The sequence below is a fragment of the Synergistaceae bacterium genome (assembly GCA_031267575.1).
GTDB lineage: Bacteria > Synergistota > Synergistia > Synergistales > Aminobacteriaceae > JAIRYN01.
This window is the reverse complement of sequence record JAIRYN010000051.1, coordinates 1-26059: the sequence shown is the minus strand read 5'-3', so window position 1 is coordinate 26059 and position 26059 is coordinate 1. Positions and strand designations below refer to the sequence as shown.

Annotated in this window: 28 protein-coding genes; 21 read left to right on the top strand and 7 right to left on the bottom strand. The window is 52.3% G+C overall.

Annotated features, from left to right (window positions below):
* Nucleotides 1-4: 4 nt before the first annotated feature.
* The 3 genes from LBJ36_08215 to LBJ36_08205 are packed head-to-tail and all read right to left on the bottom strand — an operon-like array spanning nt 5 to nt 1807.
* Nucleotides 5-526, bottom strand: a complete 522-nt coding sequence (locus LBJ36_08215; GenBank protein ID MDR1379022.1) for a CvpA family protein — start codon at nt 524-526, stop codon at nt 5-7.
* A 33-nt stretch (nt 527-559) separates the two neighbouring features.
* Nucleotides 560-1333 (bottom strand): prepilin peptidase, encoded by a 774-nt coding sequence (locus LBJ36_08210; protein MDR1379021.1) that lies wholly within the window; start codon nt 1331-1333, stop codon nt 560-562.
* Nucleotides 1334-1393: 60 nt separating this feature from the next.
* Nucleotides 1394-1807, bottom strand: coding sequence for a hypothetical protein (locus tag LBJ36_08205; protein MDR1379020.1), 414 nt, complete (start codon nt 1805-1807; stop codon nt 1394-1396).
* A 431-nt stretch (nt 1808-2238) separates the two neighbouring features.
* Between LBJ36_08205 and LBJ36_08200 the strand changes: the two genes are divergently transcribed.
* From LBJ36_08200 to LBJ36_08175, 6 genes are read left to right on the top strand one after another with little or no spacing between them, the layout of a single operon-like run.
* Entirely contained in the window at nt 2239-2877 is a 639-nt protein-coding gene (locus LBJ36_08200) for a response regulator transcription factor (GenBank protein ID MDR1379019.1), read from the top strand.
* Between the two features lie 34 nt (nt 2878-2911).
* Nucleotides 2912-4270: a sensor histidine kinase gene (locus LBJ36_08195; protein MDR1379018.1), complete on the top strand. Its 1359-nt coding sequence runs from the start codon at nt 2912-2914 to the stop codon at nt 4268-4270.
* 33 nt (nt 4271-4303) lie between these two features.
* Nucleotides 4304-5605 (top strand): tyrosine--tRNA ligase, encoded by a 1302-nt coding sequence (gene tyrS / locus LBJ36_08190; protein ID MDR1379017.1) that lies wholly within the window; start codon nt 4304-4306, stop codon nt 5603-5605.
* A 21-nt stretch (nt 5606-5626) separates the two neighbouring features.
* Nucleotides 5627-6541, top strand: coding sequence for a hypothetical protein (locus LBJ36_08185; GenBank protein ID MDR1379016.1), 915 nt, complete (start codon nt 5627-5629; stop codon nt 6539-6541).
* On the top strand, nt 6538-7398 hold the full coding sequence (locus LBJ36_08180; GenBank protein MDR1379015.1) for a lysophospholipid acyltransferase family protein: 861 nt from the start codon (nt 6538-6540) through the stop codon (nt 7396-7398). Before LBJ36_08185 ends, LBJ36_08180 begins: the two co-directional genes overlap by 4 nt.
* 25 nt (nt 7399-7423) lie before the next feature.
* A complete protein-coding gene (locus LBJ36_08175) occupies nt 7424-7591 on the top strand; it encodes a DUF1778 domain-containing protein (GenBank protein ID MDR1379014.1) in 168 nt (55 codons plus the stop codon).
* Between the two features lie 245 nt (nt 7592-7836).
* Here the strand turns inward: LBJ36_08175 and LBJ36_08170 are convergent, their stop codons facing one another.
* On the bottom strand, nt 7837-8913 hold the full coding sequence (locus LBJ36_08170; protein MDR1379013.1) for an NADH:flavin oxidoreductase: 1077 nt from the start codon (nt 8911-8913) through the stop codon (nt 7837-7839).
* A 128-nt stretch (nt 8914-9041) separates the two neighbouring features.
* On the opposite strand from LBJ36_08170, the gene LBJ36_08165 reads away from it, so the two are divergent.
* From LBJ36_08165 to LBJ36_08115, 11 genes are all read left to right on the top strand, one after another.
* Complete coding sequence (locus LBJ36_08165) at nt 9042-9476, top strand: Rrf2 family transcriptional regulator (protein MDR1379012.1); 435 nt, start codon at nt 9042-9044, stop codon at nt 9474-9476.
* A 594-nt stretch (nt 9477-10070) separates the two neighbouring features.
* Nucleotides 10071-11225 (top strand): DUF3084 domain-containing protein, encoded by a 1155-nt coding sequence (locus LBJ36_08160; protein ID MDR1379011.1) that lies wholly within the window; start codon nt 10071-10073, stop codon nt 11223-11225.
* 95 nt (nt 11226-11320) lie between these two features.
* Entirely contained in the window at nt 11321-11542 is a 222-nt protein-coding gene (locus tag LBJ36_08155) for an alcohol dehydrogenase (GenBank protein MDR1379010.1), read from the top strand.
* Nucleotides 11533-11976 (top strand): GNAT family N-acetyltransferase, encoded by a 444-nt coding sequence (locus LBJ36_08150; GenBank protein MDR1379009.1) that lies wholly within the window; start codon nt 11533-11535, stop codon nt 11974-11976. Before LBJ36_08155 ends, LBJ36_08150 begins: the two co-directional genes overlap by 10 nt.
* Nucleotides 11977-11988: 12 nt before the next feature.
* A complete protein-coding gene (gene rnhA, locus LBJ36_08145) occupies nt 11989-12477 on the top strand; it encodes a ribonuclease HI (protein MDR1379008.1) in 489 nt (162 codons plus the stop codon).
* Nucleotides 12478-12738: 261 nt separating this feature from the next.
* The gene (locus LBJ36_08140; protein MDR1379007.1) at nt 12739-14034 is read left to right on the top strand and encodes an FTR1 family iron permease; all 1296 of its coding nucleotides are present in this window, start codon (nt 12739-12741) and stop codon (nt 14032-14034) included.
* A gap of 46 nt (nt 14035-14080) precedes the next feature.
* Complete coding sequence (locus LBJ36_08135) at nt 14081-14641, top strand: iron transporter (protein MDR1379006.1); 561 nt, start codon at nt 14081-14083, stop codon at nt 14639-14641.
* A gap of 173 nt (nt 14642-14814) precedes the next feature.
* On the top strand, nt 14815-16068 hold the full coding sequence (locus tag LBJ36_08130; protein ID MDR1379005.1) for a Fe-S-containing protein: 1254 nt from the start codon (nt 14815-14817) through the stop codon (nt 16066-16068).
* A 112-nt stretch (nt 16069-16180) separates the two neighbouring features.
* Nucleotides 16181-17488 (top strand): ABC transporter permease, encoded by a 1308-nt coding sequence (locus LBJ36_08125; protein ID MDR1379004.1) that lies wholly within the window; start codon nt 16181-16183, stop codon nt 17486-17488.
* A gap of 4 nt (nt 17489-17492) precedes the next feature.
* A complete protein-coding gene (locus LBJ36_08120; GenBank protein ID MDR1379003.1) occupies nt 17493-18629 on the top strand; it encodes an ABC transporter permease in 1137 nt (378 codons plus the stop codon).
* A gap of 10 nt (nt 18630-18639) precedes the next feature.
* Complete coding sequence (locus LBJ36_08115; protein ID MDR1379002.1) at nt 18640-19317, top strand: ABC transporter ATP-binding protein; 678 nt, start codon at nt 18640-18642, stop codon at nt 19315-19317.
* Between the two features lie 88 nt (nt 19318-19405).
* Here the strand turns inward: LBJ36_08115 and LBJ36_08110 are convergent, their stop codons facing one another.
* Nucleotides 19406-19585 carry a hypothetical protein gene (locus LBJ36_08110; GenBank protein MDR1379001.1) on the bottom strand — a complete coding sequence of 60 codons (180 nt, stop codon included), beginning with the start codon at nt 19583-19585 and terminating at the stop codon, nt 19406-19408.
* A gap of 407 nt (nt 19586-19992) precedes the next feature.
* Between LBJ36_08110 and LBJ36_08105 the strand changes: the two genes are divergently transcribed.
* Nucleotides 19993-20373 (top strand): thioredoxin family protein, encoded by a 381-nt coding sequence (locus tag LBJ36_08105; GenBank protein MDR1379000.1) that lies wholly within the window; start codon nt 19993-19995, stop codon nt 20371-20373.
* Between the two features lie 97 nt (nt 20374-20470).
* Here the strand turns inward: LBJ36_08105 and LBJ36_08100 are convergent, their stop codons facing one another.
* Entirely contained in the window at nt 20471-21082 is a 612-nt protein-coding gene (locus LBJ36_08100; GenBank protein MDR1378999.1) for a bifunctional adenosylcobinamide kinase/adenosylcobinamide-phosphate guanylyltransferase, read from the bottom strand.
* Nucleotides 21083-21208: 126 nt separating this feature from the next.
* Here LBJ36_08100 and cobS point away from each other — a divergent pair, with 126 nt between their 5' ends.
* From cobS to LBJ36_08085, 3 genes are all read left to right on the top strand, one after another.
* Complete coding sequence (gene cobS / locus LBJ36_08095) at nt 21209-21970, top strand: adenosylcobinamide-GDP ribazoletransferase (GenBank protein ID MDR1378998.1); 762 nt, start codon at nt 21209-21211, stop codon at nt 21968-21970.
* A 33-nt stretch (nt 21971-22003) separates the two neighbouring features.
* Nucleotides 22004-22381: a bifunctional adenosylcobinamide kinase/adenosylcobinamide-phosphate guanylyltransferase gene (locus tag LBJ36_08090; GenBank protein MDR1378997.1), complete on the top strand. Its 378-nt coding sequence runs from the start codon at nt 22004-22006 to the stop codon at nt 22379-22381.
* A 77-nt stretch (nt 22382-22458) separates the two neighbouring features.
* Nucleotides 22459-23232 (top strand): Cof-type HAD-IIB family hydrolase, encoded by a 774-nt coding sequence (locus LBJ36_08085; GenBank protein ID MDR1378996.1) that lies wholly within the window; start codon nt 22459-22461, stop codon nt 23230-23232.
* Between the two features lie 112 nt (nt 23233-23344).
* Here LBJ36_08085 and LBJ36_08080 read toward each other — a convergent pair whose 3' ends face one another.
* Nucleotides 23345-25507 carry a methyl-accepting chemotaxis protein gene (locus LBJ36_08080; GenBank protein ID MDR1378995.1) on the bottom strand — a complete coding sequence of 721 codons (2163 nt, stop codon included), beginning with the start codon at nt 25505-25507 and terminating at the stop codon, nt 23345-23347.
* Nucleotides 25508-26059: the final 552 nt, after the last annotated feature.

Genomic DNA, 26059 nt, shown 5'->3' with positions numbered 1-26059 from the left:
GTTGTCAGACTCTTGGCATCAAATGAGAAAGGTCCACCCAACCGCGAGCTGTCAGAAAGTCCAGGACGAAAGGCCACACCACGGCAGCCTGCTTCATGACCAGGCTTTCAGCCACCCATTCGCTCTGGAGCACGGGCGTAAAAATGGAAAGAACGCCGTAAATGAAAAGAATGACGAGAAGCGCGCGCAGCCCCCCCGCCACGGCTCCCACCAGGTGGTCCAGCAGCGACAAATTAGCTGCCTTGACCAAGACGCGCAGCATCTTGCCCAGAACCGCGAAAACCAGGGACACGGCCATGAAGACAATCACGGCACAGGCCAGTTCGGTGATAGTTCGATCCCAATTTGGATAACGCTCCAATACCGCGGCAGCCAGGGGTTGGGCGAAGGTCCACCCACAGGTCACGCTGGCAACCAGGCCCAGCAAAGATACAATCTCCCCCGTCAGACCTCTCAGCCCTCCCCTTACGATGAAAAACGCCAATAAACACGCGGTGCCGATGTCGAATATGTTAGCGACAGACATTTCTTTGCCTTTGCCTCCTCCTTTATTTCGCTTTTACCAGGGCCACCCGGCTTGGAAAAAATACTGAAAGTGAGATCCCACAAGATCTAGAATCCAGGGACCCTGCAAAAATGTCAACAGTCCTCCCACAGCGAGATAGGGAACGAGGGGAATGGAGTCTCCCCGTCCCCACTTGATTTTTCCGCGGAACATCAACCACGCGATGCCCGCCCCGCCGGCCATGATCCCTAGGTAGAAGGCGAGAAGTGTCATTTTCCAGCCCAGTACAGCTCCAGCTCCAGCCATGAGACAGGCGTCGCCCCACCCCATTCCGCCTCGACTCACCAAAATGATGACAGCGAAAACGCTCCACCCCACCACGGTGCCCAAGAGCCCATCAATAAAGGCGTCTTGTCCGCCGAAAAGGCGGAGCAGCAAACCACAGCCTCCCATCGCGAGGGCAAAAACGTCGAAAACGTCCCCACTTTCGTAATCGGTCAGCGCGTTCAGAAAAAATCCGAAGATCCCCACCATAGAAAAGGCGTAAGCCCAAGTGAAACCCCAGCGCCAAGCAACAAGCCCTGCCCCCGTCGCTCCAATGAGCTCCACCAGCACGTAACGGGGGGAAACAGGGGCCTTGCATCCTCGGCAGCGTCCCCTTTGTAGGACCCAGGAGAGGATAGGAATCAGCTCCTGGACGGTGAGTTCCCTGCCGCAGGACTCGCAAACGGAACGCTCTTTTCCCCACCAGCGACGCCCTTCCACACTGCGATGGGCCACCACATTGAGAAAAGATCCTAAGGAAGCGCCGAGAAGAGTGGAAAACACAATTTGAAAAAGAGAAAAAATATCCATAACAATGCTCCTAAACGGGACTTTTCGTAAGTATTAGAAGATGTTTCTTTTCTTTTCTTTTTCTTTTTTTTCTTTTTCGCCGTAGCGCAGTTGCCCATAGGACGCGGTGTCTTTTGCCTCATTCCGAACGCTTGACTCGTTCTTCATCTGTCGCAGAGAAGTCTCAAGCTCCTTGACCAGCCGCTGCCTGTTGAGCGCCCGTTTATCGCTGGTTCGGTTGAAGTCGCGATCCAAATATCCCATATCCACTAGAGCTTGGATATCCCGAATGTCGACGTCCATTTCCTCAGACAGACCTTCCACGTCGAGGGCGTCTTTGGGATGATCTCTCAGGTATTCGCGAGCCTTCGGATACAGAGCGTCGATACGTTGCAAACACGCAGGACATGTTCTCCCCCCTGCCGAGGTAAAAATTGTTCCACACAACCTGCAAGAAAACAGAGGCATTTCCATCCCTCCCCAGTGGTTTAAACAAAATGATTAAAACGAAACTGAACCCCCTCGACACTATCTTCACAAAAATTCATCATACCCACGCCAGATCGAAGCCTGGCCTCTGACTCGTCGTATTCGTATGTTCGCGGTTCCATTGTACTATAAGAGCGTCGCGTCTTCAAAACGATCCGAAATCGATCATAGCCAGCTGGCGGAACTATTTCGTAAGTATCTTTGCCGTTGTCTTCAGCGTATACTGCTGCTAGTGTTTGCAAGAAGTAGAAGTTTGTGAAAAATCAAAAGTGAAACGCGTTTAAAACACGCAAGGGCAAAGCAAGGAATGAATGAGTTTGAGAGGGGGCAACGCGCGAATTTGGTAAGAGCAAGGAGTTTGGCGAGAGAATTTGACAAGGGAAGTTGACGAGGAAGGAGTACCGATTTTCATGCCGATAAGAGTAGTGTTAGCGGATGACCATCCCTTGACAAGGGCCGGAATAGCGGAGTACCTGAAGCGCGAAAGTTCTCTTGAACTCTTGGGCGAGGCGGAGGATGGGTTGAAGGCATGGCAGTTGATCCAGGACCTTAAGCCTGATGTGGCGTTACTGGATATTCGTATGCCGGGATTGGATGGAGTCGCCGTAGCCCAGAAGGTCAAAGAAGCAGGTCTGACGACGGCGACGGTGATGCTGACCTCTTACGACGCGCAACAATACGTCATGGCCTCCCTGCGTGCGGGTGCCCGCGGATTTGTCCTCAAAACCGTGAGCCCTAAGGAACTGACGACGGCCATCGCCACCGTGGCCCGAGGCGGTCTTTACCTAGACCCCGAAGTGGCTTCGGTCATGGGAGAAAGGGAGTTCGACCCCGAACAGCTTTCGACCCGAGAGCGCGAGGTTTTAGTGCTGGCGGCCAAGGGGCTCTCCAGCAAAGAAGTCGCTGGCAAGCTCTTTATCAGCGAACGCACGGTGCAGACGCACTTGGCTTCGATCTACGACAAGTTGGGCTCAAAGAACAAGACGGAGGCCCTACTCCTGGCTCTGAAATACGGTGTGGTGACGTTGGAGGAGTTGTTGGAAGATTAGACGCCCCAAGCTGGTATCGTTAAAAACTCATCTCTTGGCGCTTCTTGTGTGCGCGTTAATGCTGCCCCCCGTTGTTGTTCTCCTGGTGGCAGCATTTGCGCATTTCCGTCAGGAAGAGGTCATGGATGCCACGGTGAGCGCCTATGTGCTGGAACTGGCTGAAGGCGCTGCCTATCGGCTGAACTCCGAGATCCACCTCTGGAATTTGCCTGAAAAACCTTTTTCGTCCAACGACCGTTACCGACTCTTTTCGTGGGGCCCCTCCATGCCCGGATGGGTTGCCCGTGTCGATAACGAGGGAAAGGTCCTCCTGGCGTCGAACGGCGTGGCCGATATTCAATCGCTGTGGCGGCAGAACCTTCCCGTCGGCATTGCCGTCCGAGTGAAAGACGAGGAGGGGCGTCAATACACCTTGGCCATCCAACCTTTGAGAAAAGGTCAGGGCTACGTGATCGCGGCGGTCTCCTGGGATTTCCTCTTGGGCAACTTGGTTCGAGTCGGACGCTTGTGGCCTGTTCTGTTTTCCGCGCTTTCTCTGGGCAGTTTCTGGGCGATTCGCCTGTTGTGGTGTAGGCTGATCGCTCCCTTAAGGGGATTGGCCGCCGAGATCGACGACCTCCGAATGGGCAAAGACATGCCCCCCACTCTGGACCCCCGGGCCGTGAAGGAAATCGACAGCGTCCACAGCGCTTTGATCCGCTTGGCCCGGGCCGCTATCGACCGAGACAACCTGCGGAACCGTTATGTCAGGGACATTGTTCTGGTCCAAGAAGCGGAGCGTTTGGACATGGCCAGGGAAATCCACGACGGCCCCCTCCAAGACATCACCGCGCTTTTGCAGCAAATCCACATGTCGATGGAAGAAGGCGAGAACATCCGGGAACGTGTCAAAAAAACGGAACGGCTGGCGCGAGTAGTAGTCCGCGAGCTCCGAGGGCTCTGCGACGCGCTGGCTCCGCCTTGGGTGGATTTAGGTCTAGCTCAGGCTTTGACGGAGCTTGCGGAACGCCTCTCTCAAAACTATGATATACATGTCTCGGCAGATATGGACGAGGCGTTCGATCTGGGCCCCGAACGGACCCTTTCCCTCCTGCGGATTTTCCAGGAGGCGGTTTCCAACGCGGTGCGGCATGGAGACGCCACGGAGGTCCACGGGCAGATGTACGAGCAAGACGGTCAACTCGTCTTCGAGATCAAGGACAACGGTAAAGGCTTCGACTCCGGGGTGGACCACGAAGCTCTGCGTCTCGAAGGCCATCGCGGCCTCGCCAACATGACGGAACGCATGTCCTTGATGGGGGGATCTTTGGAGGTGCGTTCGGCGGTAGGCGAAGGGACGACGATCTTGTGCCATCTGGGTCGGAATTTTTCCGCCTGGGAAAGTATGCGATAAACGGGGCTATAATAATTGGGGAGGTTTTTTCGTATGCCTGTCAATACTGATAGCAACACCTATACTGACGCTTATGAAGTTTTGCGAAAACGCGGTTTCGTGGAGTGGTGCAGTCAGCCCGAAAAATTGCGGGAGCTTTTTCAAAAAGAGAAGACGACGGCCTACGTGGGGTTTGACCCCACGGCGGACAGCCTACACGTGGGGCACCTTATTCCCCTCATGGGCCTGGCTTGGATTCAGCGAACAGGACATCGCCCTATCGCCGTGGCGGGCGGGGGAACCGGCCTGATCGGGGACCCCTCCGGCAAAAGCAAGGAACGCAACCTCATCACCATCGAGGAGGTCCGAAAGAACGTCGAAAAAGTCCGTCCTCAGCTTGCGCATTTTTTAAATTTCAATTGCGGGGAGAACTCCGCTATTCTAGTCAATAATTACGACTGGCTATCGACCTTTTCTTTTATTGATGTTTTACGCGACGTGGGCAAGTACTTTTCGGTCAACGCACTGATCGCTCGGGAGTACGTCAAAAGCCGTCTGAACGACCCCGATAAAAGCATTTCTTACACGGAGTTTTCCTATGTGCTGTTGCAGTCCATGGACTTCAAACACCTTTACGAGACCTACGGGTGCCGGCTCCAAATGGGGGGCAACGATCAGCAGGGCAACCTGGTGGCAGGGGCTGATTACGTGCGGAAGACCACAGGGGGCGAGGTCTTCGGCCTGACGCAACCCCTGCTTTTGACCTCCACTGGAACCAAGTTTGGCAAGACTGAGGAAGGCGCCGTGTGGCTCGACGCCGAAAAAACGAGCCCCTACAAGTTCTATCAATTCTGGATCAACACCGACGATAAAGATGTGGAGCGCCTCTTGAAACTTTTCACCTTCTTGCCCTTGGAGGAAATCACCTTCATCATGGAAACGCACGAAAAAGAACCGGGCCTCAGGGAAGCCCAACGTCAACTAGCTTTCAACGTGACGAAGCTCGTCCACGGGGAAGCCACGGCTCAAAGCGTTGTCGCGGCCAGTGGCGTCCTTTTCGGGTCGGGTTCCCTGTTCGAAGTGAAGGAGGAGACCTTCGCCTTGTTGAAGGAAGAGATTCCCTTTGCGACGCTTTCCCTACCTCTACCCGCCACGGTGGTGGACATCCTGACGTCCTGCGACGCCAGCGAGAGCAAGAGCGAGGCCAGGAGAACCATCAAGCAGGGCGGCGTCTCGATGAACGATCTTCGCGTGGGGAGCGAAGGAGATCTTCTGTCACGAGAGTCGCTCTTGTTCGGCAAATACGTTTTCGTGAGAGTGGGAAAAAAGCGCTTCCACCTCGTCGCTTTCAAGTGATTTCACGATAGGTCGCCACAAATGGAGTGCATTTGGTATATTTCCGGCTTTCGCCGCCCCTGGGAGGCGGCCGTGGTTGGTAACCTAGCGGTGGCACTGGGGGCAGGCGGTGAATTTTCCCCGCGAGTCTACGCAGAGAGCGGAACGGCGAATTTTCGAGTAGAGGGAGTTTTGTCCTGGAAGTCCCTCACTTTTTTCGAGCGCGCGGTGATCGTGCTTTTCAAGGGCAGGCTCTGGCACCTTTGGGGAGACGCTCCTTTCTGGTGGGGGTGGGTGCGGCTTCGCGCCCGGACGCTACACACCTCCTTGGACGTCCAACCCCAGTGGCGAGGACACCCCACTCGCCTTTTCGCGGAGCAGGTCCAGGAGGGAGAGAGCCGGATCATCCCCTCCTTCGAGATCAAAGTAGCCTGGACAGACCGAGAAGGAAGTCCTACCTCTGTTCTCCTTCTGGCGCTCCAACCTGACAAAGCCCTAGACGAAGCCCTAAAAGAAAATTTGAAGGAAATTAAGAAAATTATGGAGGAGGTGCTTCCCGAAGGGGGCGTCGAAGGTATTGCTATCGATGGGTCGGAGATGTTCCAGTCGGAGCTTCTCAAAAAGTGCCGAGTCCTCTTTATCGACGACAGTCCCTCGAACGCGCTTCTGGCCGCGTACCTGACGATGCAGGGAGTGCCCGTGATAACCCGTGACGGTCCTTTATCCCGATCCGTGCTGGGGCCGGGAGGATATCTGACGCTCCAAGGTGGGGCGAAAGAGGACTGGAGAGCGGTCCTCCAGGAGGCTTTGTCCGAAAAGGGCCGTTCGACCTCGGCCAGCGCCCGGCGCTTTTTGAAGGAAAATTACTCGGTTCGTGGAGCGACAGAGACGCTGACGGAGCTTTATCGTTCGGTTGCCGCGTCCTCCGTCTCGGCGGCGAGAAAAGAGAATCGTTGAAGCTGGCGGCATGGGCGATCGAGGGCCTGCGTATGGCGGCAAAACGGGGGTTGCGCGCGTCTTGCGTCGCCTCTGTGCTTTGCGGAATCTTGAAGGTCGTAGCTCCCAGGGGGAAAAGGGTTCTTTCAAACCTTTCTCTGGTCTACCCTGATACCGACGAGGCGTGGCGCGGGACCTTGCGCCGACGTGTCTACGAACACCTGGGCTGGACGGTGACGGAGATATTGACCTTGCAGCGGGATTCCGCTCAGGCTCTTCAATGGGTCGAGGAAACGCGTAACTTGGGTCTCGTAGAGGGACTTCTCGCCAAAGGCAAAGGCGCTCTTTTCCTGAGCGGCCATTATGGCAACTGGGAGTTGTTGTCTGCCTGGTACGCTCAGTGGCTGAGCCAAAAAGGCTTTCACAATTTTCATATTGTCTCCCAGGACATGAGGGACAAAGACATCTCCCATCTGATCGCCCGATATCGGAGGAACGCTGGAGTCAATCTCCTACCCAAGAAAACCTCCGTGCTGGAGATGGTGAAACTTTTGAAGTCAGGCGCTCACGTGGCAGCATTGGCGGATATTTCTTGGCTGGGGGGGATTTCCCTGCCCTTTATGGGGCATCCTTGCACGAACACCACCGGCCCAGCCGTTCTGGGAATCCTAGCTTCTGTGCCGATTATCCCGGTGGGTATCTATCGGAAGGCTCCTTTTCGCCACATGGTGGAGTTTTTTCCTCCGCTTTCCGTGCCGGAGGAAAAAGATCGGCGCCTCAAAACGGAGTTACTGACGCGCCGAGCCAACGAGGCACTCGAAAAGATGATCGTTCCTCGTCCAGACCTATGGTTTTGGCTCCACAACAGGTGGAAGTAAAGTTGGGAATGCGAGGTGTTTTTGTATGCCAAAACAAGCGGAAGTGTCGGAGATTCACTTGACGGTACGGGATCAGATGACCTTACTGGAGGCTCTGAACGCTCCGGCTCTCGAACCGAACGAAAGGATGCAAAAGGCGGCAGCAGACTATGAAAAAGCAATAGAAGAAGGTAAACTTGTTGTTCGTCATTGAACCGTTGCAAAAGCGCCACGATAGATCTTTTTTCTCTTGCGGTACAGAGGCGCTAGACCACTATTTACGACAGTTGACTGGCCGTAGATCTTTCATGTCGAGGCCAGAGGTTGGGAAAATTCATGCTTCTGGACGCCATGCATCGAGCGCTTCAAATCCCCATAGCATGGCAGTTTTTGTTGTGGATGTAAAAGCCGACGCTATTGGCTTTTACATCCAATTTGGAGAGCGATCTCTCGCGTCATTTACACAGTCCTTTGCTTACAGCTCAATTCGCCCGGCGCAAAACACCGATTGCACGAAATACACTTGGCTTTCTCCATTTGGCCGGAACGCCACCGGTTCGCCAACCCAGGCTCGACAATAAAAGGACGGCACAGGCTAAAGCCTTTGAAATTTCCTTCATTCAGCTTTCGCTCCAGTAGTTCCGGTGTGCGGTACCCGCCTACGCTGATCACATCCGTATCGGCTTCGACTTTTCCCGCGATAGAAACAGCCTCCTTATAAAAATACCCCTCTTGCTGCGCGTCGCGAACGCCTTTCATCGGCAGACTTTCCTTGGAGACAGCAATGCCTCCGCTGACTTCGATAGCGTCCATACCCGCTTTTGATAGTTGTTCACATATTGCCTGACTTTCATCCAGTGTAAGTCCGCCGTCGACAAGGTCACTGGAATTGATCTTGATCCATACGGGGTAGTCGTCGCCGACTGCGTCTCGAATTGATTTGTAAACATCAAAAAGCAGCTTTGCGCGTTTTTCGAGAGATCCGCCATAATCATCGGTGCGCTTGTTGAAAATCGGACTCAACGCTTGACTCAACAAATAACCATGCGCGGCGTGCATCTGCACACCGTCGGCCCCTGCTTTTTTACAGCGAAGCGCCGCGTCGGCGAAGCTGTCGGCCAGCCGGTAAAGATCTTCTTTGGACATTTCGCGGATATTTTGCCCAGGAAGACTCGATATTCCTAGAGGCGGTTCTCCTGAATCCGTCTTGGAAACTTTGATTCCACAATGAGCGAGTTGGATAACCAACCTACTCCCGTGGTCGTGGACCAATTCGGTGAGCTGACGCAATCGCTCGGTGAATGTATCGTTATAGGTCTTTACCATAGAAGGCGCTATCCGCGAATTTGCATCAACTCCAACCATACCCGTTATGATCAACCCGACTCCTCCGTCAGCAAGTTTCCGGTACAAATCAAACATTTTCTGATCGTAACGCCCTTCCGCATCGGCTCCGCTCTCGAACGTCGCACTTCGCACAAGCCGGTTTTGCACTTGAATATTGCCCAAGGTGATTTCATCGAACACGGATTTCATTTTTTAATTCCCCCCTGATGTAATATTTGTTATTACATATAGCATAGCACAGTTCAATCGTAATTCCAATACTTACAATAAAAATTATCACGAAGTTTTCTGGTATGATTTTGTGGGGAGGGGTATCCATGCGTATCAGCACCAAGTGTTCAATTGCTCTTCATCTGCTTGTTTTGCTCGAAGTATTTAAGGATAAAAAAAAGACGAGCGAAAGTTTAGCTAAGAGTATCGGCTGCAACCCTGTTATTGTGAGAAATTTAGTCGGAAATCTAAAAAAGGCGGGAATCGTGAATGTACAGCGCGGCTCGGGTGGCACGTCTTTGATTGCCGCACCGGAGACCGTCACTATTTGGGATGTATATCAGGCTGTGGACACCGTTTCCTTAAACGAACTGATTGGAGTGCACCCCAACCCTTCTCCCAAGTGTCCCGTGGGAAGTAAAATTCATCAATTGCTGGAAAAACCATTTAACCTGATCGCGGATTCTGCCCAGAAGATGATGTCCAGCTATACACTGAAGCAGATACTGGAGGACTATAGCTCTTTGACAAATCAGAACTAAAATCGAGGAGATAGGATAGCACTGCTGTCACCTTTGTCATCATACAAATAATGGAATTAGTGGTTACAAGTTTTTGTTTTGAAAGACCTTAAACATCACAAAGTATTTTTAATCTTTTTATTGCCATAAAAATCTGTAATTGCAATGTCTAAGTGTAGAAAAATCGCCGCGAAAGTTGAGGTATAATAGCTTTGTGCTGTCGGAGCTTGACGATAATGAACTCTCGCGAGCGACAATCGCCTCAAAACGGAGCTTTTGACGCGCCGAGTCAACGAAGCCCTCGAAAAGATGATCGCCCCCCCGCCCGGACCTATGGTTTTGGCTCCACAACAGGTGGAAGTAAAGTTGGGAATGCGAGGAGGAGTGAGGCGTGATTTTCAACTGTGACGATATTCACAAAGCACGTGTAGCGAGGGCAGAGCGGTACGCGCGGATGTCTCCGGAAGAAGCCGAGATAGATTTTCAGCGGAGCGCAGAAAAAGCACGCCGGGCCATTGAGGAGATACGCCAAGTAAAAAACGGGTGCTTAAGCGCATTTGAGAGTCCACGCCAATCTTGAGCAGAGCGTAAGGGGCTAAAGGAGAGGAGAGGCTTGTGCAGCCGCAGATTTTTTCAGGAGCCAACTGGACTCTTATCGTTTCCATCATCGCAGGTAGCGCGGTTCTCGCCTACCTGGGGGATGTGCTTGGCTCCAAGTACGGGAAACAGAGAATTTCCATTTTCGGCCTCCGTCCCAAGTACACCAGCCGTTTGATCACGGCCTTCACCGGCATTTTCATCTCCGTGACGGTTCTTACGATTATGTCTTTTTTCTCCGAGAACGTGCGCACCGCGCTTTTCACAATGAAATACCTCCGACAGGAGTTAGACAGGATTTCCGTCCAGTTGCAGAACAATCGCGTAGATTTGGAGGAGGCGCAAAATGAACTCCTGTCCAACCGGCTGGAGCTGAGGTCTAATCTAGAACGTCTGATGGACCAACAGGCGCTTTTGCAGACGGCGACGTTGAGCCTCGACTTGACGCGTTTCGACCTCGAAACTTTGCGCAACGACCGAGACCTGCTCACCAGCGAAAAAAACGACTTAGAGGCGTCAGTGGTTTCCTTGAGAGAGGAGTCTCAGGAGCTGCGGAGAGAGTTGGATGTCATGCGCTTGGGTCCGATAACGGTTCAGGCCAACGCCCTTTTGGCGCAGGCAGTAGTCCCGCCTGAGACTTCGCGACCGCTGGTTCAGTCGATCTTATCCTCCTTGGAAGACGTAGCACGGATAGCGGTCGCCAAACAGCGCAATGTAGCCCCCGGGGACGTGAGACTTGCTCTCGACGTACTGGAGGAATCCGAGGTGATGACGCGGGCCACTGACTTCCCGGATCGCCTGTACATACGGCTTCTGGCGGCGGAGAACATCGCGGCTGGCGAAAACGTCAAGATCCGCCTGGAAAGCGACAGAAGCTATCTTTTGTACAGCGAAGGTGAGACCCTTTACCGCACCCTCATCGATCCGAGAACGCCGGGGTTTGGCGCGGAAGAGGCGTTGCACAATTTTTTGCGGAGGCTGAAAAACCATGCCATCGAAAACGGTGTGAGACCTGACCCTGCTACGAACAGCGTCGGTTCTCTAGAAGGAGAGGACTTTTTCGAAACGGTGGAGAAATTGAAAACCGTTTGGGGACCAACGATCATTAACGCGGTAGCGTTAGAAGACATCTATACGGAAGGTCCTGTAAGGATTAAAATAATTCTGGAATAGGCCGGGGGAACGTTCAAATTCCACACGTTCGTGCCGAACGAGCCCCGTCTTCCTGAACTTGAATGTCTAGTATGGCGGTGTGGAGGTGCGGTGTGATGCTGATCGTAACGTGTCAGGTCTGTGGGGATAGTAAAGTTTTGGCTGGTGCTCCCGACGAGGACGGGTTAGCAAGGACATGTTGGATCTGTCCTTGTTGTGGCTCAGGTCAGGTGGTGCAATTGGAGGTTCCCACGGATGGACGCGGCGACCTGAAAAGTATCGTCCTGGGGATGACAATGGAAGTCCGAGCAGAACGCGTACTTCTAGAATGGGAATGATTGGGAATGATAAAGTGAAGGACGACTATTTGTTTTACGACAGCAAGCTGGCATTAAACGCCGTCGAGCTGCAAGATCTCTACCGCTACACCACGTGGGGACGTAGCCGGTCCGTAGAGGGCATCGACGCGATGCTGAGGGGCAGCGGCATGTGCTTTTCCGCCCGGAGTCAAGAAAAGTTGGTGGGATTTTGCCGCGCCGTGACGGATTTCATCTACCGGGCGTCTCTGTGGGACGTGGTGGTTCATCCGGAGCACCAAGGCAGAGGTCTAGGGAGCGCTTTGGTGGACTACGCTTTGACTCACCCTGCCATCAAGAATATTCCGATGGTCATTACATACACGGACGAATGGATTCCCTTCATGACCTCTCGGGGCTTCGAGAGCCGAGAGGGAGCGATGGTTGTGCTACGTCGCCCCATTGAGTACTCCTAACCTAACTGAAAAATGTCTGAGCTAATAACCTCCGAAAAGAAAGTCCCTAAAAAAGCCAAAGTCGTGATCTACACGGACGGAGGCGCGTCGCCCAACCCGGGTTTGGGGGGGTGGGCCGCCATTTTGATCTCCCCCGCCCACGGCAACCGAGAGCAGGAGATTTACGGCTTCGAAAACGATACCACCAACAACCGCATGGAGTTGACCGCGGCGATCATGGCTTTGCGGGCGCTAAAGTTCCCTTGCTCCGTGGAACTGCACACAGACTCCACGTACCTGCAAAATGCTTTTGTCAAAGGCTGGCTGGAAAAGTGGCAAAAGAACGGTTGGGTCACCTCGAAGAAGGAATCCGTTCTTAACCGCGACCTATGGGAAAACCTTTGGGAGCTGTCCTGCCAGCACGATGTGGAGTGGCGCTGGACGAAAGGACACGAATCGGACGTTTACAACAACCGCTGCGACGCTTTAGTGCAAACGGCAAAAACTGAATTTCGCCGTTAAAATTGTTGGCTGTTTTATCGTTAGCTATTTTTATGAAGATCGCTCATCTCTGGTAAAGAGATAATGTTAATGCCTATTTTTATAGTTACATCTATCTTTCTTTAAGAAGCGTACTTTCTTTAGAAGTGTGCTTTCTTTAGAAGCGTGTTTGACATCACATACTTTTTAGGATAATATAATACGCGGTTCTAAAAGTTTGATTGGAAAAACCTCTTGGTTTCATGAAAGTGCCCTAAGGGCGACTCGAGGACGAGGGGATGTTTGAAGAAGCGCACGGCCGTGCGTGTGTATGTGGTTTTTAATGAGAAAGGGGTTTCTCGCAATATGCAAGCGCAAAGGCGTAAAATCGCGATTTTGTCTATGGTGGTTTCGTTACTTTTTTTGAGTTTGTTCACCTTTCCTTTTGAGGCAAAAGGGGCGAGTCGGTGGAGCAATTGGAACGAGATCGTCGATCAGATGGACGTCTCGTTAAACAAGGCTTATGACGCTTATTTCCAGAAGGATATTGATGGTGCGAAAAACTGGGTGAACGACGCGTACTTCGGTTACTACGAAAAAGAAGGCGTTGAGCGCGCGGTGTTGTCTTACGTATCGGGTAAGCGAGCTTCCACTGTGGAGTACCAGTTCGGAATCGTGAAGAAGCTGATGACGGAACAGGTCAGCAACCGAGAGGTTCGGACCTCTCTAGATCTTCTGAGTAAGATGCTCCATGAAGACGCCGACAAGTTGGACGGAAAAGAAGAAAGTTCTTGGGGTGTGTTCTTGGCATCATTGGTGATCATTTTGCGGGAGGGTTTCGAGGCCATTCTAGTCATCGCCGCCATTGCTGCCTACCTCATCCGGTCCGGGAACAGGCGACAAACTCGCGTCGTCTACGCCAGCGCAGTGGCGGCTCTAGTCGCCAGCGCTGCGGCGGCCGTGGCCATCCAATACATTTTCGAGGTCAGCGGGGCAAATCAGGAGATCTTGGAAGGCGCGGCGATGCTTTTGGCCGTGTTCGTTCTTTTCTTTGTCAGCAATTGGATGGTGTCCAAAGCGGAGGCCGAGGCCTGGAAAAGTTACATTGAGGGAAAGGTGCAGACTGCCGTGGAAACAGGCAATAGCTTTGCTCTGGGAGCCGCCGCCTTTCTGGCGGTCTTTCGAGAAGGAGCGGAAACCATTCTGTTTTACCAAGCGCTTCTGGCCGAGACGGAGACCTACGGTAGTATGGTGTGGGGAGGATTCGCCGTAGGTTGCGTGGCGCTGGTGGCGATATTCGCACTTGTACGTTATGGGTCTCTGGCTATTCCCATCCGGGCTTTCTTCTTGGGAACCAGCATTCTCATGTACATCATGTCCATCGCCTTCGCCGGCGGCGGGGTAAAGGAGTTGCAAGAAGCCGACGTGATCAGCGTGACGCCGGTGAATTTCGTGGAGTCCATCGATATTTTAGGTATTTATCCTACTGTGGAGACGTTGTTACCTCAGGCGGTGCTTTTGATCTTGGCTGTGGTCTCGGTGTTATATTACCACAACAAGGCCAAAAAAGGGCTGGCCGCAGCGAACGGCAACGCTTGACGGCGGGTTGAAATACATCTATCACTATTATTATGGAGGGTTTGTCATGAAAAAGTTTGGTGTGTTGTTGGTGTGCGTGTTCGTGTTGTTCGCTTCCTGCGCGTTTGCCGCCGCTCCCGCGCCCGGTGAGGATACCGCTGGCTTCGAGGAGTTTCCCATCGGCGACGACCACGATGTGGGACCCCTTCACATCGCGGGGGTGTACTTCCAGCCCGTGGATATGGAGCCGGCCGGATTGGGTGGGATTCCCGCCGCCGAAGCCGACATGCACTTGGAAGCAGATATTTCCGCCAATGAGGGGAACAATCTGGGTTACGGCGCGGGCGACTTCGTGCCTTATTTGACAGTGAGATATGTCGCTCAGAAAGCGGGCGGTAAAACCATCGAGGGGACTTTCATGCCCATGAGCGCCTCCGATGGCCCTCACTACGGCAACAACGTGAAGCTGGATGGCGCGGGTAAATACAGAATCACCTTCATCATCGAAAATCCTGAAAAACAAAGTTACCTGCTGCATGTGGACAAAGAAACAGGCGTAACTGGTCGTTTTTGGGCTCAGCCGATCGAGGCGACCTGGGACTTCGACTATATTCCGCGCTCCTGGTAACGGGAAAATTCAAAAATAACTTTTCGGCCAGAGGCGCGTTCTTTTCCGCCAGCCGAAGGTTAAAATAATGTTGTAATAACGCGATGGACAGAGGATATCGGGGGACTGATATGTTCTGTCCAGAATTATGTCTTCTATTCGCTCTTGCAGAATTTTAGGAGGAATGCCTTTTCATGCTGCAATACCTGATAAAAGTCACAAACAACTCTCTTTCGACGGTTCTCGTCATGTCTTTGTTGTTGGCCGTTCTTTTTCGCGCGGAACCGACAGAGAAGAAAACGTATTTGAGGTGGGGTTGGGCTTTGGGGTTCGCCGCCGCCCTGATTTACGCCGTACTGAAGCGTAACACCGGCTTCGCGGTGCGCGAATACTATGACCTGGGAGCCCTCTTGCCTTCCATCGTCGCGTCTTTTTGTTTTCTTTGCATCCTCTGGTGGATCTTTTGGGGTAACAACAAAGTCTACCGGCTCACGCTTCACTTTTTCATTTTGTGCGTCGTTGCTACCTGGACGGCCTATTGTTTGCCTGACCTTTTGCTCTATCCCTTCGAGTTTGCCGTGGGGATGGACACGATTTTCAACACGGATTTCATGTACAAGGTCATCGGGTACGTTCTGGGTCTCTTGGTGCTTTTCCTGATCGGGTTAGCCTATTTTTTCGCGGCAAGTTCGGAAAAACTCCCTCTTCTGGGCTTGAAGAGCATTTTAGCTCTGGAGGTTTTGGTCATGGGAGCTTTTCAGTCCTTGACCGTCGCTCAGATTCTTTTGGGGCGCAACCTGATTCCTCGCTACAAATGGCTGATGGGACCGGTCATGTGGTTTCTGCCCAGGGTGAACGGGTTCATGTACGCCCTCATGGGGCTTGCCCTGATTCTCTCTCTGATCCTTTTCGCTCGGCTACGCTCCATGCCGCCCACGGGGGAAAACCCAGCCCAGCTTCGCAAGGCGAAGACCGGTGCCCGGCGTCAAAAACGCTTCGGTGGAGTGGTGTTAACAGGGCTTTTGTTTTCACTTTTGGTTCTTACCGTGGGGCAGAGTTACGCCAACCGCACGGTCGAACTTTCCCCTCCCGTAGAGCTTCTCGCCACGGAAGGTAGAATTATCATTCCCCTCGAGAATGTAAACGATGGAAAACTCTATCGTTTTATGTATAAAACCTCGGACGGCACTGAGGTTCGTTACATTGTTATCCGCAAAAGTGACGTGGCTTACGGGGTGGGTTTGGATGCCTGCGATGTCTGTGGGGCGACGGGCTATTATCAGCGCAAGGACCAGGTCATTTGTATTTTGTGCGACGTGGTGATGAACATCTCGACGATCGGCTTCGCGGGAGGCTGCAACCCCGTACCTCTGAAGTACGTCATTGAGAGCGGCAGTCTCGTCATTGAGACCTCGGCCCTGGAGGCGGAGAAAAGAAGGTTCAGATAAGATTGACGCAAATTGTGGGTCTCTCCTATTTATTTAGGCCTTTCACTTTAGGCTTTTTACTTTAGGCCTTTTACTTTAGGCCTTTTATTTAATTCATAAGGCGGTCGAATCTATGTTTACGCAAATGTTAAAGGGCGCTTTGATGCGCCAAAAAGGCAAATTGTCAATGATCGCGTTCACGATGGCCCTGGGTGTCTCGCTGGCGACAGCGATGTTGGGCGTTATGATGGACGTGGGCGACAAGGTCAATCAGGAGCTGAAAACCTACGGAGCGAACCTGAGCGTCGTTCCCAGAGAGACGGCGCTTCTGAGCGAGCTCTACGGCGTGGAGGACGTCGAAGACGAGGAGTTTCCAGAAAAACTGTCGGGCGCGTTAAACTCACAAAAATATTTGCCTGAGGACGAACTAGTCAAGATGAAAATGATCTTCTGGGCTTTCAACATCGTGGACTTCGCTCCTTTTTTGGAGACGCCGGTCCTGTCCGACGGTCAAATGGTTACTCTGGTGGGAACCTGGTTCGACAAACACCTGGACCTGCCCACGGGTGAGACTGTGGACACGGGCATAAAACGCTTGAAATCCTGGTGGGACGTGACCGGGGAGTGGGCGCGCGATGACGACGATGGCGCTATGCTGGGGCAAAATCTGGCGGAGAAGTTGGGTTTGAAAATAGGAGACGCCTTTCAGGTTGCCGCCAATGGCCGAAACGAGACTTTGACGGTGCGAGCGGTGTTTTATAGCGGCGGCAAAGAAGACGACCAGGCCTTCGTTCCCCTGCGGCTGGCGCAGAACATCTCTAATCGACCAGGACTCGTCCAGAGAGTGGACGTCAGTGCCCTGACCACACCGGAAAACGACCTAGCGCGCCGCGCCGCCCAGAACCCCAAGAGCCTTTCTCCCAAAGAATGGGATACCTGGTATTGCACGGCCTACATCAGTTCCATTGCCTACCAGATCGAGGAGGCTATCCCAGGGTCTCGCGCCAAACCTGTCTTGCAGGTGGCGGAGTCGGAGGGGGCCATTTTGCAGAAGACTCAGCTTTTGATGCTGCTCTTGACCGTGTTGAGCCTGGTCTGCTCGGCTCTGGCCATATCAAACCTGGTCACGGCCAGCGTCATGGAGCGCAGTTCAGAGATCGGTCTTCTGAAAGCCATCGGTGCCACGGGCGCGGCTGTTGCCCTTTTGATCCTGACGGAGATCGTCCTGACTTCCATGTTGGGGGGAACCGCGGGGTACTTTGTGGGGCTGGGCTTCGCCCAAGTTATCGGGAGAACCGTTTTTGGATCAGCCATCGCGGTCAAAGGGTTGGTCGTTCCTATGGTCACGCTTCTGGTTCTGCTTGTCACGCTTTTGGGCAGCCTCCCCGCCATACGGATGCTGCTGTCCCTCCGTCCTACGGAGGTTTTACACGGGAGGTAACCCAATGACAAAACGTCAGATGTACATGAAAATGTTGTTCAGTTCTCTTTTGCGCCGCCGGTCGCGCATGACGGTGGCGCTTTTGGCAGTAGCGATAGGAGCCACGGTGCTTCTAGGAATGACGACGATCACCTACGACATTCCGCGCCAGATGGAGCGGGAGTTTCGCTCCTACGGGGCTAACATGGTCTTCGTCGCTTCGGGAGGGGAAGCTATGCTACGGCTGACGGATGTCGAAAAGGCCGTCGCTCTTCTACCACGAGAAAGTCTCATAGGTGTCGCGCCTTATCGGTACGAGGCGGTGCGCAGCAACATGCAGCCCTATACGGCCGTGGGAACGGATTTCGCGCAGGTGAAAAAGACGAGTCCTTACTGGAACATCGAAGGGGCGTGGCCCGAAGGCGAAAACGAGATCCTTATCGGAACGGACGTGGCGGAGTTCACACGTCTCGCGCCGGGCGATACGATGGCCCTATCCGGCCGCGACGCCAGGCAGAGGCGCTTCAACCGCGAGATGACCATCAGTGGGATCGTCCGCACGGGCAGCATAGAGGACGGCTTTCTCTTTATGCACCTGGATACCATGGAACGCCTGACAGGCAAGGAGGGCGAGGCGGAGGTGGCGGAAGTGAGCGTCGCGGGCAGCGAGGTGGAGCTCTCAGCGATGGCGGCCCGGGTTCGGGAGCAAGTCCCCACGGTGGCGCCACGGCTGGTGAAGCGCGTTACTCAGTCCGAGGCCTCCGTTTTGTCGAAACTTCAGACGTTGGTGTACTTGGTGACACTGGTGGTGTTGGTGCTGACGATGATCTGTGTCGCCACCACCATGATGACGGTGGTCATGGAGAGGCGCAAGGAAATTGGCCTTAAGAAGGCCATCGGAGCGGAGAACTGGAGTATCGTTGCGGAATTTCTGGGAGAGGGGCTTTTCCTAGGGATTCTAGGAGGGTTGCTGGGAGTCGTGTTTGGATGGATGTTTGCCCAGACGATCAGCATAAACGTTTTTGGCCGTTCGATTTCCTTCAGCTTTGCCTTGGCGCCCGCTACCGTGTTGGCGTCGATGGCCGTAACGGCGTTGGCGTGTCTGGTGCCCGTCCGACGCGCTACCGACGTAGAGCCGGCCTTGGTTCTGCGCGGAGAATAGGAGAGATGTCATGAACATACTAGAACTCAAGAACATCTCCATGATTTATGGAGCGGGAGGGCAGGTCAAGGCGCTCCAAAACATCGATCTGACGGTGGCCCAAGGTGAATGGCTGGCGATCATGGGGCCGTCCGGGTCGGGGAAGACTACGATGATGAACATCATCGGCTGCATGGACAAACCCACCAGTGGCACGGTGATCCTGGACAATCAAGATGTCACGAGGCTTTCTCCTCGTGCCCTCACCACCATACGGCGTGACAAGATAGGGTTGATCTTTCAGCAGTTTCACCTGATCTCCTATCTGACGGCTCTGGAAAACGTCATGGTCGCTCAGTATTACCACAGCATGATCGACGAATCCGAGGCCATGCAAGCCCTGGAACGGGTGGGGCTGAAGGATCGCGCGAAGCATCTTCCCCGCCAGCTTTCGGGCGGCGAACAGCAACGCGTCTGCATCGCCCGCGCTTTGATCAACTATCCGAGGCTGATTCTGGCGGACGAACCCACGGGTAACTTAGACGAGGACAATGAGATGATCGTATTGGACCTCCTGAGCCGGCTTCACGGGGAGGGCAGCACGATCATCGTCGTTACCCATGATCCCGAGGTGGCGGAACACGCGGAAAAGACCATCGTGTTGGAACACGGCAGGATCGTCAAAGTAGAGCGGCATACTTCAATTTAATTAAATTTATTTAATTTAAATTTATTTAATTTAAATTTAATTAAATTTCACGAGAAAGGCGAAGATCCACCTTTCTCGTGAAAATAGGTCAATGCAACAGCTTTTCCACCTCTTCCCATGGCAGCATCGTGTATTTAACGATTTTATTGATAGGAAAGCCGTCGCTCAAGATATTGCGGGTTACTTCTACGTGCTCCTCCGCTCGTCCTTCCTTTCCTTCCTCTCTTCCTCTCTTCCTCTCCGCCTTTGGCCGTGTAGACTCTTTCAAACGCCAAGACGTACATCTCTCTCTCCCCTTCCTCCAAATAGTTTACGATAAAGCGATTCTCATCCAACGGCGGCGTTTGTTTTGTATTTGGTTTCTTGCCATATGTCTACTTTCATGTTAAAATCCTTTTATGGCTTATCAACGTGAGATGCGGGGCGGAACACGACCAGGATATTAATGTGGCTGTAAATATTCTCAGAGTGGGGGCATCCACTCTTGAAGGAGAAGATGTAAGACTGGTTTCAGTCGGCTGTCTTTGTCGATCTTAGAATCCCACAACTTTAATCGTGGAAGTATGTCAAGAATCGTGGAAATATGTCAAGTTTTGTCAGAAGTATGTCAAGTTTTGTCAATTGAGAGTCATAATATTCTTGGAGTTATCATTTTATTTTAAAGGAGTGGCTTTCATGTCGTTGTGGAATATAATTTTTTTGTTCGCGCTTTTTACTTTCCTGGTCGTTTTCCCAGTTGTTTTCCCAAGGCGAGCGCAGGCGGAGGAGCTTCAGCTTCCGTCACTCAAGGTTCTTTCGACGCCTTCTTGCCCCGCTTGCGCTCAGATGTACAGGGTCGTGGACGAGATCAACGGTAAGTACGCGGGCAAACTCTCCACGGAAAAAATCGACCTTTACGAGCGCCGCGATATAGCGGAAAAATACAAGGTGCGCTACGTCCCCCATCTGCTTTTTATGGACGCTTCCGGTAATGTGCTCAAGGAAGGAATCGGCTATATGCCCCTCGACGAGGTTCTGAAAAACTTCAAGGAAGTAGGGATCGACATAGAATCCTGACGAACACCAACGCGTTGAACGCGTTGACGGAAGTCACCTAAATTCCCGCGTGAGGGTGCGTGAGGGATGGACGTAAGGGATATCTGCCCGCCCACTCTCAGGCGGGTGTTTTTCGGTAAATTGTCGTCGCCTGCCCACAGACGCATTCCACGGCCAGTTGGGATTCGCGAGCCAGTTTTACGTGAAGCGCTCCCAAGGCTCGCCGATAGTTTTCCGTTTCTTCGTCGTAGGTCGAGCCGTCCATGAAAACATCGTTGGAGACCACCAGCAGGTTTGCCGTATTGGCCTTCAAACTCAGGATTTCTCCATAGATTTTTTCCACCAGGACGTTCGCTTTTTCTCTTCCACGGGAGGCTATCGTTTTTCTTGTTTTTCTTGTTTTTATTGTTGTTTCTCGACCGAACATTTCGTTCGCCAACAGTGTTCCTAGACACTCCAGCAAAAGAGTCGCGGCGGGAACGCACTGGACAAGCCGAGGAAGGATCCTCGAAATATCCACATCCTGTTCCCAGGTCTCGAATCCCTTCTCCTGACGCGTCGCCTGGTGACGCAGAACACGCTCCTTCATCTCTTGGTCGAGAATGCGAGCTGTGGCGAGATACACCCGTGGAGTATCCATTTGTTCCGCGTGGGAAAGCGAGAGCGCGTACTTTTCGGCCCAGGTGCTTTTGCCGCTACGCGCCGCCCCGGAAATGAACACGAACATCATCTCACTCCTTTATAATGATTTAAAATAAAAAACCTGAAGTAAAAATATTTAAGCCCACAAATAACCAGGAATTCACCCCTGAATTCACCCCTAGAGAAAGGATGCTTTTTCGCGATGTCCCATTTTATGATAAACATTATAATGGCAACGATGATCGCTTTTTCGTTTTTGACCACGCTTCCCGTTCCCCGATTGGACTGGACCCCCTCGCGTCTTCGTTACTTTCCCGCTGTACTGCCCCTGGTGGGGCTTGCGATCGGAGCTTTGGGCGCGGCGTTCTTCGCCTGGCTTCAGTTTTGGGAAGTTTCCCTAACGCTTCGGGCCGCGCTGATGACGCTTTTTTATCTGACCGCCACAGGGGGGCTTCACATGGATGGATTGATGGACACCTGTGACGCGGTTTTTTCCCGTCGAGACCGAGACGCCCGGCTCGAAATCCTTTCAGATACCCACACTGGGGCTTTTGCTGTTATGGGATGCGTAATCGTCTTGCTATTGAAGACGGGAATTTTTTCCGAGCTGTTGGGGACCTTTCGCCTTGATTCGGAGAGAGGAAAATCCGTTGTCGTTTTATTGACGCTGATCCCTGTCTACTCGCGCGCCGGCCTGGGCCTTTTGTTGTACTTTCCTTTCGCGCGGAAGGATGGGCTCGCGCGAGCCTTGGGAAGCGCCAGCACCCCAATAGGTCGTTTCGTCCTACTGATAACTTACTCCATTGCGGGGGTTCCTTTTGTTTTCTTCGGCGCGCCTGTGACGGGAGCCCTTTTTTTCTGTCTGTATGGTTTTTACTGCATCAAAACCTTCGGCGGAGTTACCGGCGACCTTCTGGGCGCTTTCCTCGAACTATCGGAAACCCTGATGCTCCTAACGTTGGTCGCGACAAGATGAAAAGACAATAGAACAATCGAAAGGAGGCGGGCCATGCATCTGATCATTGGAGGTAAATACATGGGAAAACTGAAATATGCCCAAAGTCTCTATGGCGAAGACGTTTCTATCCGCGATTTCTCCGTCGCGAAGCCGGAGGAAATTTTCGACGCTCGCGTCGTGACGAATCTCCAGGACGGAACGCGCCGTATGCTCCAAAAGGGGATGTCCGTCCAGAAGTTCTTTGAAGTCAACCTACATCGCCTAGAGGACAAAATTTTAATTGGTGACGAAATCGGAAGCGGGATCGTGCCTATTGATCCCTTTGAACGGCTTTGGCGTGACGAGACGGGCTTTCTCTACCAGGCCTTGGCCGCGCGAGCCTGCCGGGTGGATCGGGTGTGGGCCGGCTTTCCCTACCGTCTCAAATAAAAATCCGAACCGCCTCAAATAAAAATCCGAGAGAGCGAAATTTGGAAAGATTTTGGAAGGATAAAGGTATATTAATAATGAAAAGTAAGCTCGTTTTTTTTGACATCGATGGGACGTTAGTCAGCTATGCGGGCAAATCCCACGTTCCGGAGCCCACGGTGGAAGCATTGAAGCGCCTCGCCCAAAAAGGCCACGTGCCGGCTGTAGCTACGGGGCGTAACTTGGCCTTGACCCGTAAGACGGCGTCGTCACTGGGAATCGACTCTTTGGTGTGCTGCAACGGAGCGCAGGGGATCCGAAAGGGAGAGTCGCTTTACGAGGTATTCCTCAGTGAGGATTTTACGCAAAATTTCCGATCAGAATTTTCGTCTTCTTCTCGCAAGTCCTATGCTCTCGACGCGGAGAATGTCTACACGAACATGAACGAGGATTACCTCGACGCCTACCTCCTCGAACAAGCGGGACACAGTTGCAAAAAAAATCTGATCTCTGCGGAGCGGGTTCACTTGGTCTGCGTTTTTGATTCCGATTCCTTTCCTCCTCAGTGGCGGAAGAGGCGGAAGAGTTGGAATCTGGACATTGTCGAGTTTCCAAATTCAACGGAGTTTCGCCCTTCTGGAACCTCCAAGTGGAGCGGCATCGTGAGGCTTGCGACGGCGGTGGGTTTTGACGTGAAGGACATTGTGACGGTGGGAGATGGCTTGAACGACATGGATATGATACAAAACGCTTCACTGGGCATCGCGGTCGGAGGCGCCAAACCGGAGTTAAAGGCTGTCGCGGACTTCATAACCCAAGATATCGACGAGGGAGGAATCTTTTCGGCTTTTTGTGATTTAGGTTTGATCTAAATGATGGGGCAAACGAGCGTAAGAGCGCGTTTGCCCAAAGTCATGAATATTAACTTTTCACTTTGCTCTTTTCACTTTACTGAGAAGCTATTCGACTGAGAAACTATTCGGTTTAGGACGTCTTCAATATTGCTTTTTTTTGAGGCTTCAAACTTTTTGTCACTTTAACAACAGGAGCAGCGACATCTAGCTTGAATTTGGACAAGATATTTGACAGGTCATGAGCATACGAGCTCAAAGACTCGGACTGCTTCGCGATACCCTGCGCGGCCTGTGCCGTATCCTCCGACGCGTGACGAATATGGCTGATCGCCTCGACAACCTCCATCGTCGATTGGGTTGCGTTGTCGATGGCCGTTGCCACTTCCTTGGAAGAAGCCGCCTGTTCTTCCGCGACAGCGGCGATATTCTGTATGGAATCATTGGCTTTGTTGATTTGCCGCAAAGCGCTATCCAGCTCTCCCTGCGCCTGTTCCGCCTGGACGAGGGTATCCCCTAGCACACGCCCCGCCTCGATCGTGGCCTTGATACTTTCGTGCGCGCCATTCTGAAGCTCGACGATGATTCCATTTACGTTTTGAGCCGCGCGAGCGGACTCTTCTGCCAACTTGCGAACCTCTTCAGCGACCACAGCAAACCCGCGCCCGACCTCTCCGGCGCGCGCCGCCTCAATGGCCGCGTTGAGGGCAAGGAGGTTCGTCTGATCCGCGATCCCCGTGATGACCGATACAAAACTGCTGACGTTATCCACAGACGAAACCAACTGACGTATTTTGTTTTCACTTTCCTTGGCGTTTTTATCCACGTTATGCATACCCGAAATGACGCCGCTCACCGTCTGAATAGCTTTTTGAGAAGCCCCCGTGGTCTGAGAAAGGAAAGCGGCGCTGTCGGTGGACGACTGAGCCACGGTATCCGCTCCTGCGCTCATCTCCTCAACACCAGCATTACATTCTTCGAGAGCGGCACCATTGGCCTCGCTCAAAGAAGCAACTTGTTCGATGGATGACTTAACTTCCATCATCGAGGCGTCCGTTTCCTGAGAAATGGCGGAAAGGTCGACTGCTTCATCTGAAAGTTTTACCGCCACAGAAAGAATTTGCTGCATGGCCTTTTCTTGATCTGTGATCATTTGGGACAGAGCCAGGGAGAGCGTACCCAATTCATCCTTACCCTCATAACCAAATTCTTTGTACTCAACAGTCATGTCACCGTCTCCGACGCGTTTGGCGAGTTGGACAATCGTGTTCAACGGCTTCGAGATGCTACGGGAGATGAAGATCGCGATTAATATCCCTAAAATCATGGCGAGGCCCGTGCAGGAGTTCATAAGAAAGATAGCGTCACTCAGGCTAGCGACGGCCGCCCTCGATAGGCTTCTGATTCGATCCTGAGCCATTGTGGTGGCTTTCGAGGAAGCCGTATTGAATTGATTGAAAAGGGAGAGGCGTTCGATGTTAATGTCTTGCAATTGCTTGTAGAGTTCAATATACGCCTCCATGTTGGTCGCATAAGTCCGAATCGCCGCACGCATTCGCGCCACCAACTGTGTCTTCTCGTCCGTATTGGTGTACTGATCCAGAACTCGCATATTCTTTTCAAAAGGTTCGAACATATCGAAAGTCGAGCGCATCTTTGTGACGTCGCCGGCGTCCATGGCCAACATCATAGACACCCATAGATTCGAGGAGATAGAGGCGATCTCCTCACCTACATGCATCAAATCCAATCTTCGCATTATTCCAGCCGTATCGCCGTTTTTAATCTCTTCAAGCATAACTTCAGATATTATGTCTTTAGTCCGTTGAGCAGAGGTGGATAGTATCCTCATACCCTCCAGCATCTCGTTATAAGCCTCATTCTTCTTTGTTATGAAATCCATGTTTTTTTCGGTGTCTTTCACGTAATCTTTAAATACAGGGAGAACATTGTCTATAACATATGCCGGAGTTTGAAGATTAGCGTGAGAAGAACGATAAGTACCGATTTCGTCTAGTTTTTTCCCTGTAGTAGTGATCGCCGCCCTTACCGCCGTCATCGAATCCGCGTCTTCAAGGAATTGCATCTGGCGCACCGCCAAAAAGAGCTCGTAGGCTTCGCGCTCCAACTCACTATTCATCACAACTACCGGAACAATTTGAGTAGACAGGAAATCACTATCCTCACGAACTTCCGCCATATTGCTCCAGGATATGACTATTGACGCAACGAATATCACCAAGAGCAAGCCGAATCCCAACAAAAGTTTGAAACTAAGTTTGAAATTTTTCCACATGTGCAATCTCTCCTTCACAAGAATTAAAATGCAGGCACTACTGCATTCATCCATATTAGTTAATAAAACGTCGTTAATACTACATGGGTAGTTTAACACTAATAATTGCATTTTACTACTTTTACTTTAAAACTTATAATTGTCAAGCCCTGAAGGGCGGAGCCTATTTGTGTAAAATAACGTAGAAAAAGATCAGCAATTAATGAAAAAACTCGACGACCGACACGCTTCACTCCTCATCGATCGTCTGCTAAGCGCGCCGCCGCGCGAGTTCTGGAGTTCGGTAAACACCGAACATGTAGGACATTAGTTGAAATATAAAGTTGAAATATGAAGAAGAAAATCCCGATTGGCAGCGCGATATCGACGGTGATCCCCGTTTTGATTTTCTAAATTGAAAAAGGGAAAACGAGAAGGAAAAAAACGTTGAAAGGTAGTAAAAATTACCTCTGGTCCTCTGGTCCTCTGGTCCTCTGGTCCTCTGGTCCTCTGGTCCTCTGGTCCTCTGGTCCTCTGGTCCTCTGGTCCTCTGGTCCTCTGGTCCTCTGGTCC

Coding starts and splice junctions, on each gene's coding strand:
- LBJ36_08215 (MDR1379022.1), bottom strand. CDS start 526: ATGTCTGTCGCTAACATATTCGACATCGGCACCGCGTGTTTATTGGCG.
- LBJ36_08205 (MDR1379020.1), bottom strand. CDS start 1,807: ATGCCTCTGTTTTCTTGCAGGTTGTGTGGAACAATTTTTACCTCGGCA.
- LBJ36_08200 (MDR1379019.1), top strand. CDS start 2,239: ATGCCGATAAGAGTAGTGTTAGCGGATGACCATCCCTTGACAAGGGCC.
- tyrS (MDR1379017.1), top strand. CDS start 4,304: ATGCCTGTCAATACTGATAGCAACACCTATACTGACGCTTATGAAGTT.
- LBJ36_08185 (MDR1379016.1), top strand. CDS start 5,627: ATGGAGTGCATTTGGTATATTTCCGGCTTTCGCCGCCCCTGGGAGGCG.
- LBJ36_08175 (MDR1379014.1), top strand. CDS start 7,424: ATGCCAAAACAAGCGGAAGTGTCGGAGATTCACTTGACGGTACGGGAT.
- LBJ36_08170 (MDR1379013.1), bottom strand. CDS start 8,913: ATGAAATCCGTGTTCGATGAAATCACCTTGGGCAATATTCAAGTGCAA.
- LBJ36_08165 (MDR1379012.1), top strand. CDS start 9,042: ATGCGTATCAGCACCAAGTGTTCAATTGCTCTTCATCTGCTTGTTTTG.
- LBJ36_08155 (MDR1379010.1), top strand. CDS start 11,321: ATGCTGATCGTAACGTGTCAGGTCTGTGGGGATAGTAAAGTTTTGGCT.
- LBJ36_08150 (MDR1379009.1), top strand. CDS start 11,533: ATGGGAATGATTGGGAATGATAAAGTGAAGGACGACTATTTGTTTTAC.
- rnhA (MDR1379008.1), top strand. CDS start 11,989: ATGTCTGAGCTAATAACCTCCGAAAAGAAAGTCCCTAAAAAAGCCAAA.
- LBJ36_08135 (MDR1379006.1), top strand. CDS start 14,081: ATGAAAAAGTTTGGTGTGTTGTTGGTGTGCGTGTTCGTGTTGTTCGCT.
- LBJ36_08130 (MDR1379005.1), top strand. CDS start 14,815: ATGCTGCAATACCTGATAAAAGTCACAAACAACTCTCTTTCGACGGTT.
- LBJ36_08125 (MDR1379004.1), top strand. CDS start 16,181: ATGTTTACGCAAATGTTAAAGGGCGCTTTGATGCGCCAAAAAGGCAAA.
- LBJ36_08120 (MDR1379003.1), top strand. CDS start 17,493: ATGACAAAACGTCAGATGTACATGAAAATGTTGTTCAGTTCTCTTTTG.
- LBJ36_08115 (MDR1379002.1), top strand. CDS start 18,640: ATGAACATACTAGAACTCAAGAACATCTCCATGATTTATGGAGCGGGA.
- LBJ36_08105 (MDR1379000.1), top strand. CDS start 19,993: ATGTCGTTGTGGAATATAATTTTTTTGTTCGCGCTTTTTACTTTCCTG.
- LBJ36_08100 (MDR1378999.1), bottom strand. CDS start 21,082: ATGATGTTCGTGTTCATTTCCGGGGCGGCGCGTAGCGGCAAAAGCACC.
- cobS (MDR1378998.1), top strand. CDS start 21,209: ATGATAAACATTATAATGGCAACGATGATCGCTTTTTCGTTTTTGACC.
- LBJ36_08090 (MDR1378997.1), top strand. CDS start 22,004: ATGCATCTGATCATTGGAGGTAAATACATGGGAAAACTGAAATATGCC.
- LBJ36_08085 (MDR1378996.1), top strand. CDS start 22,459: ATGAAAAGTAAGCTCGTTTTTTTTGACATCGATGGGACGTTAGTCAGC.
- LBJ36_08080 (MDR1378995.1), bottom strand. CDS start 25,507: ATGTGGAAAAATTTCAAACTTAGTTTCAAACTTTTGTTGGGATTCGGC.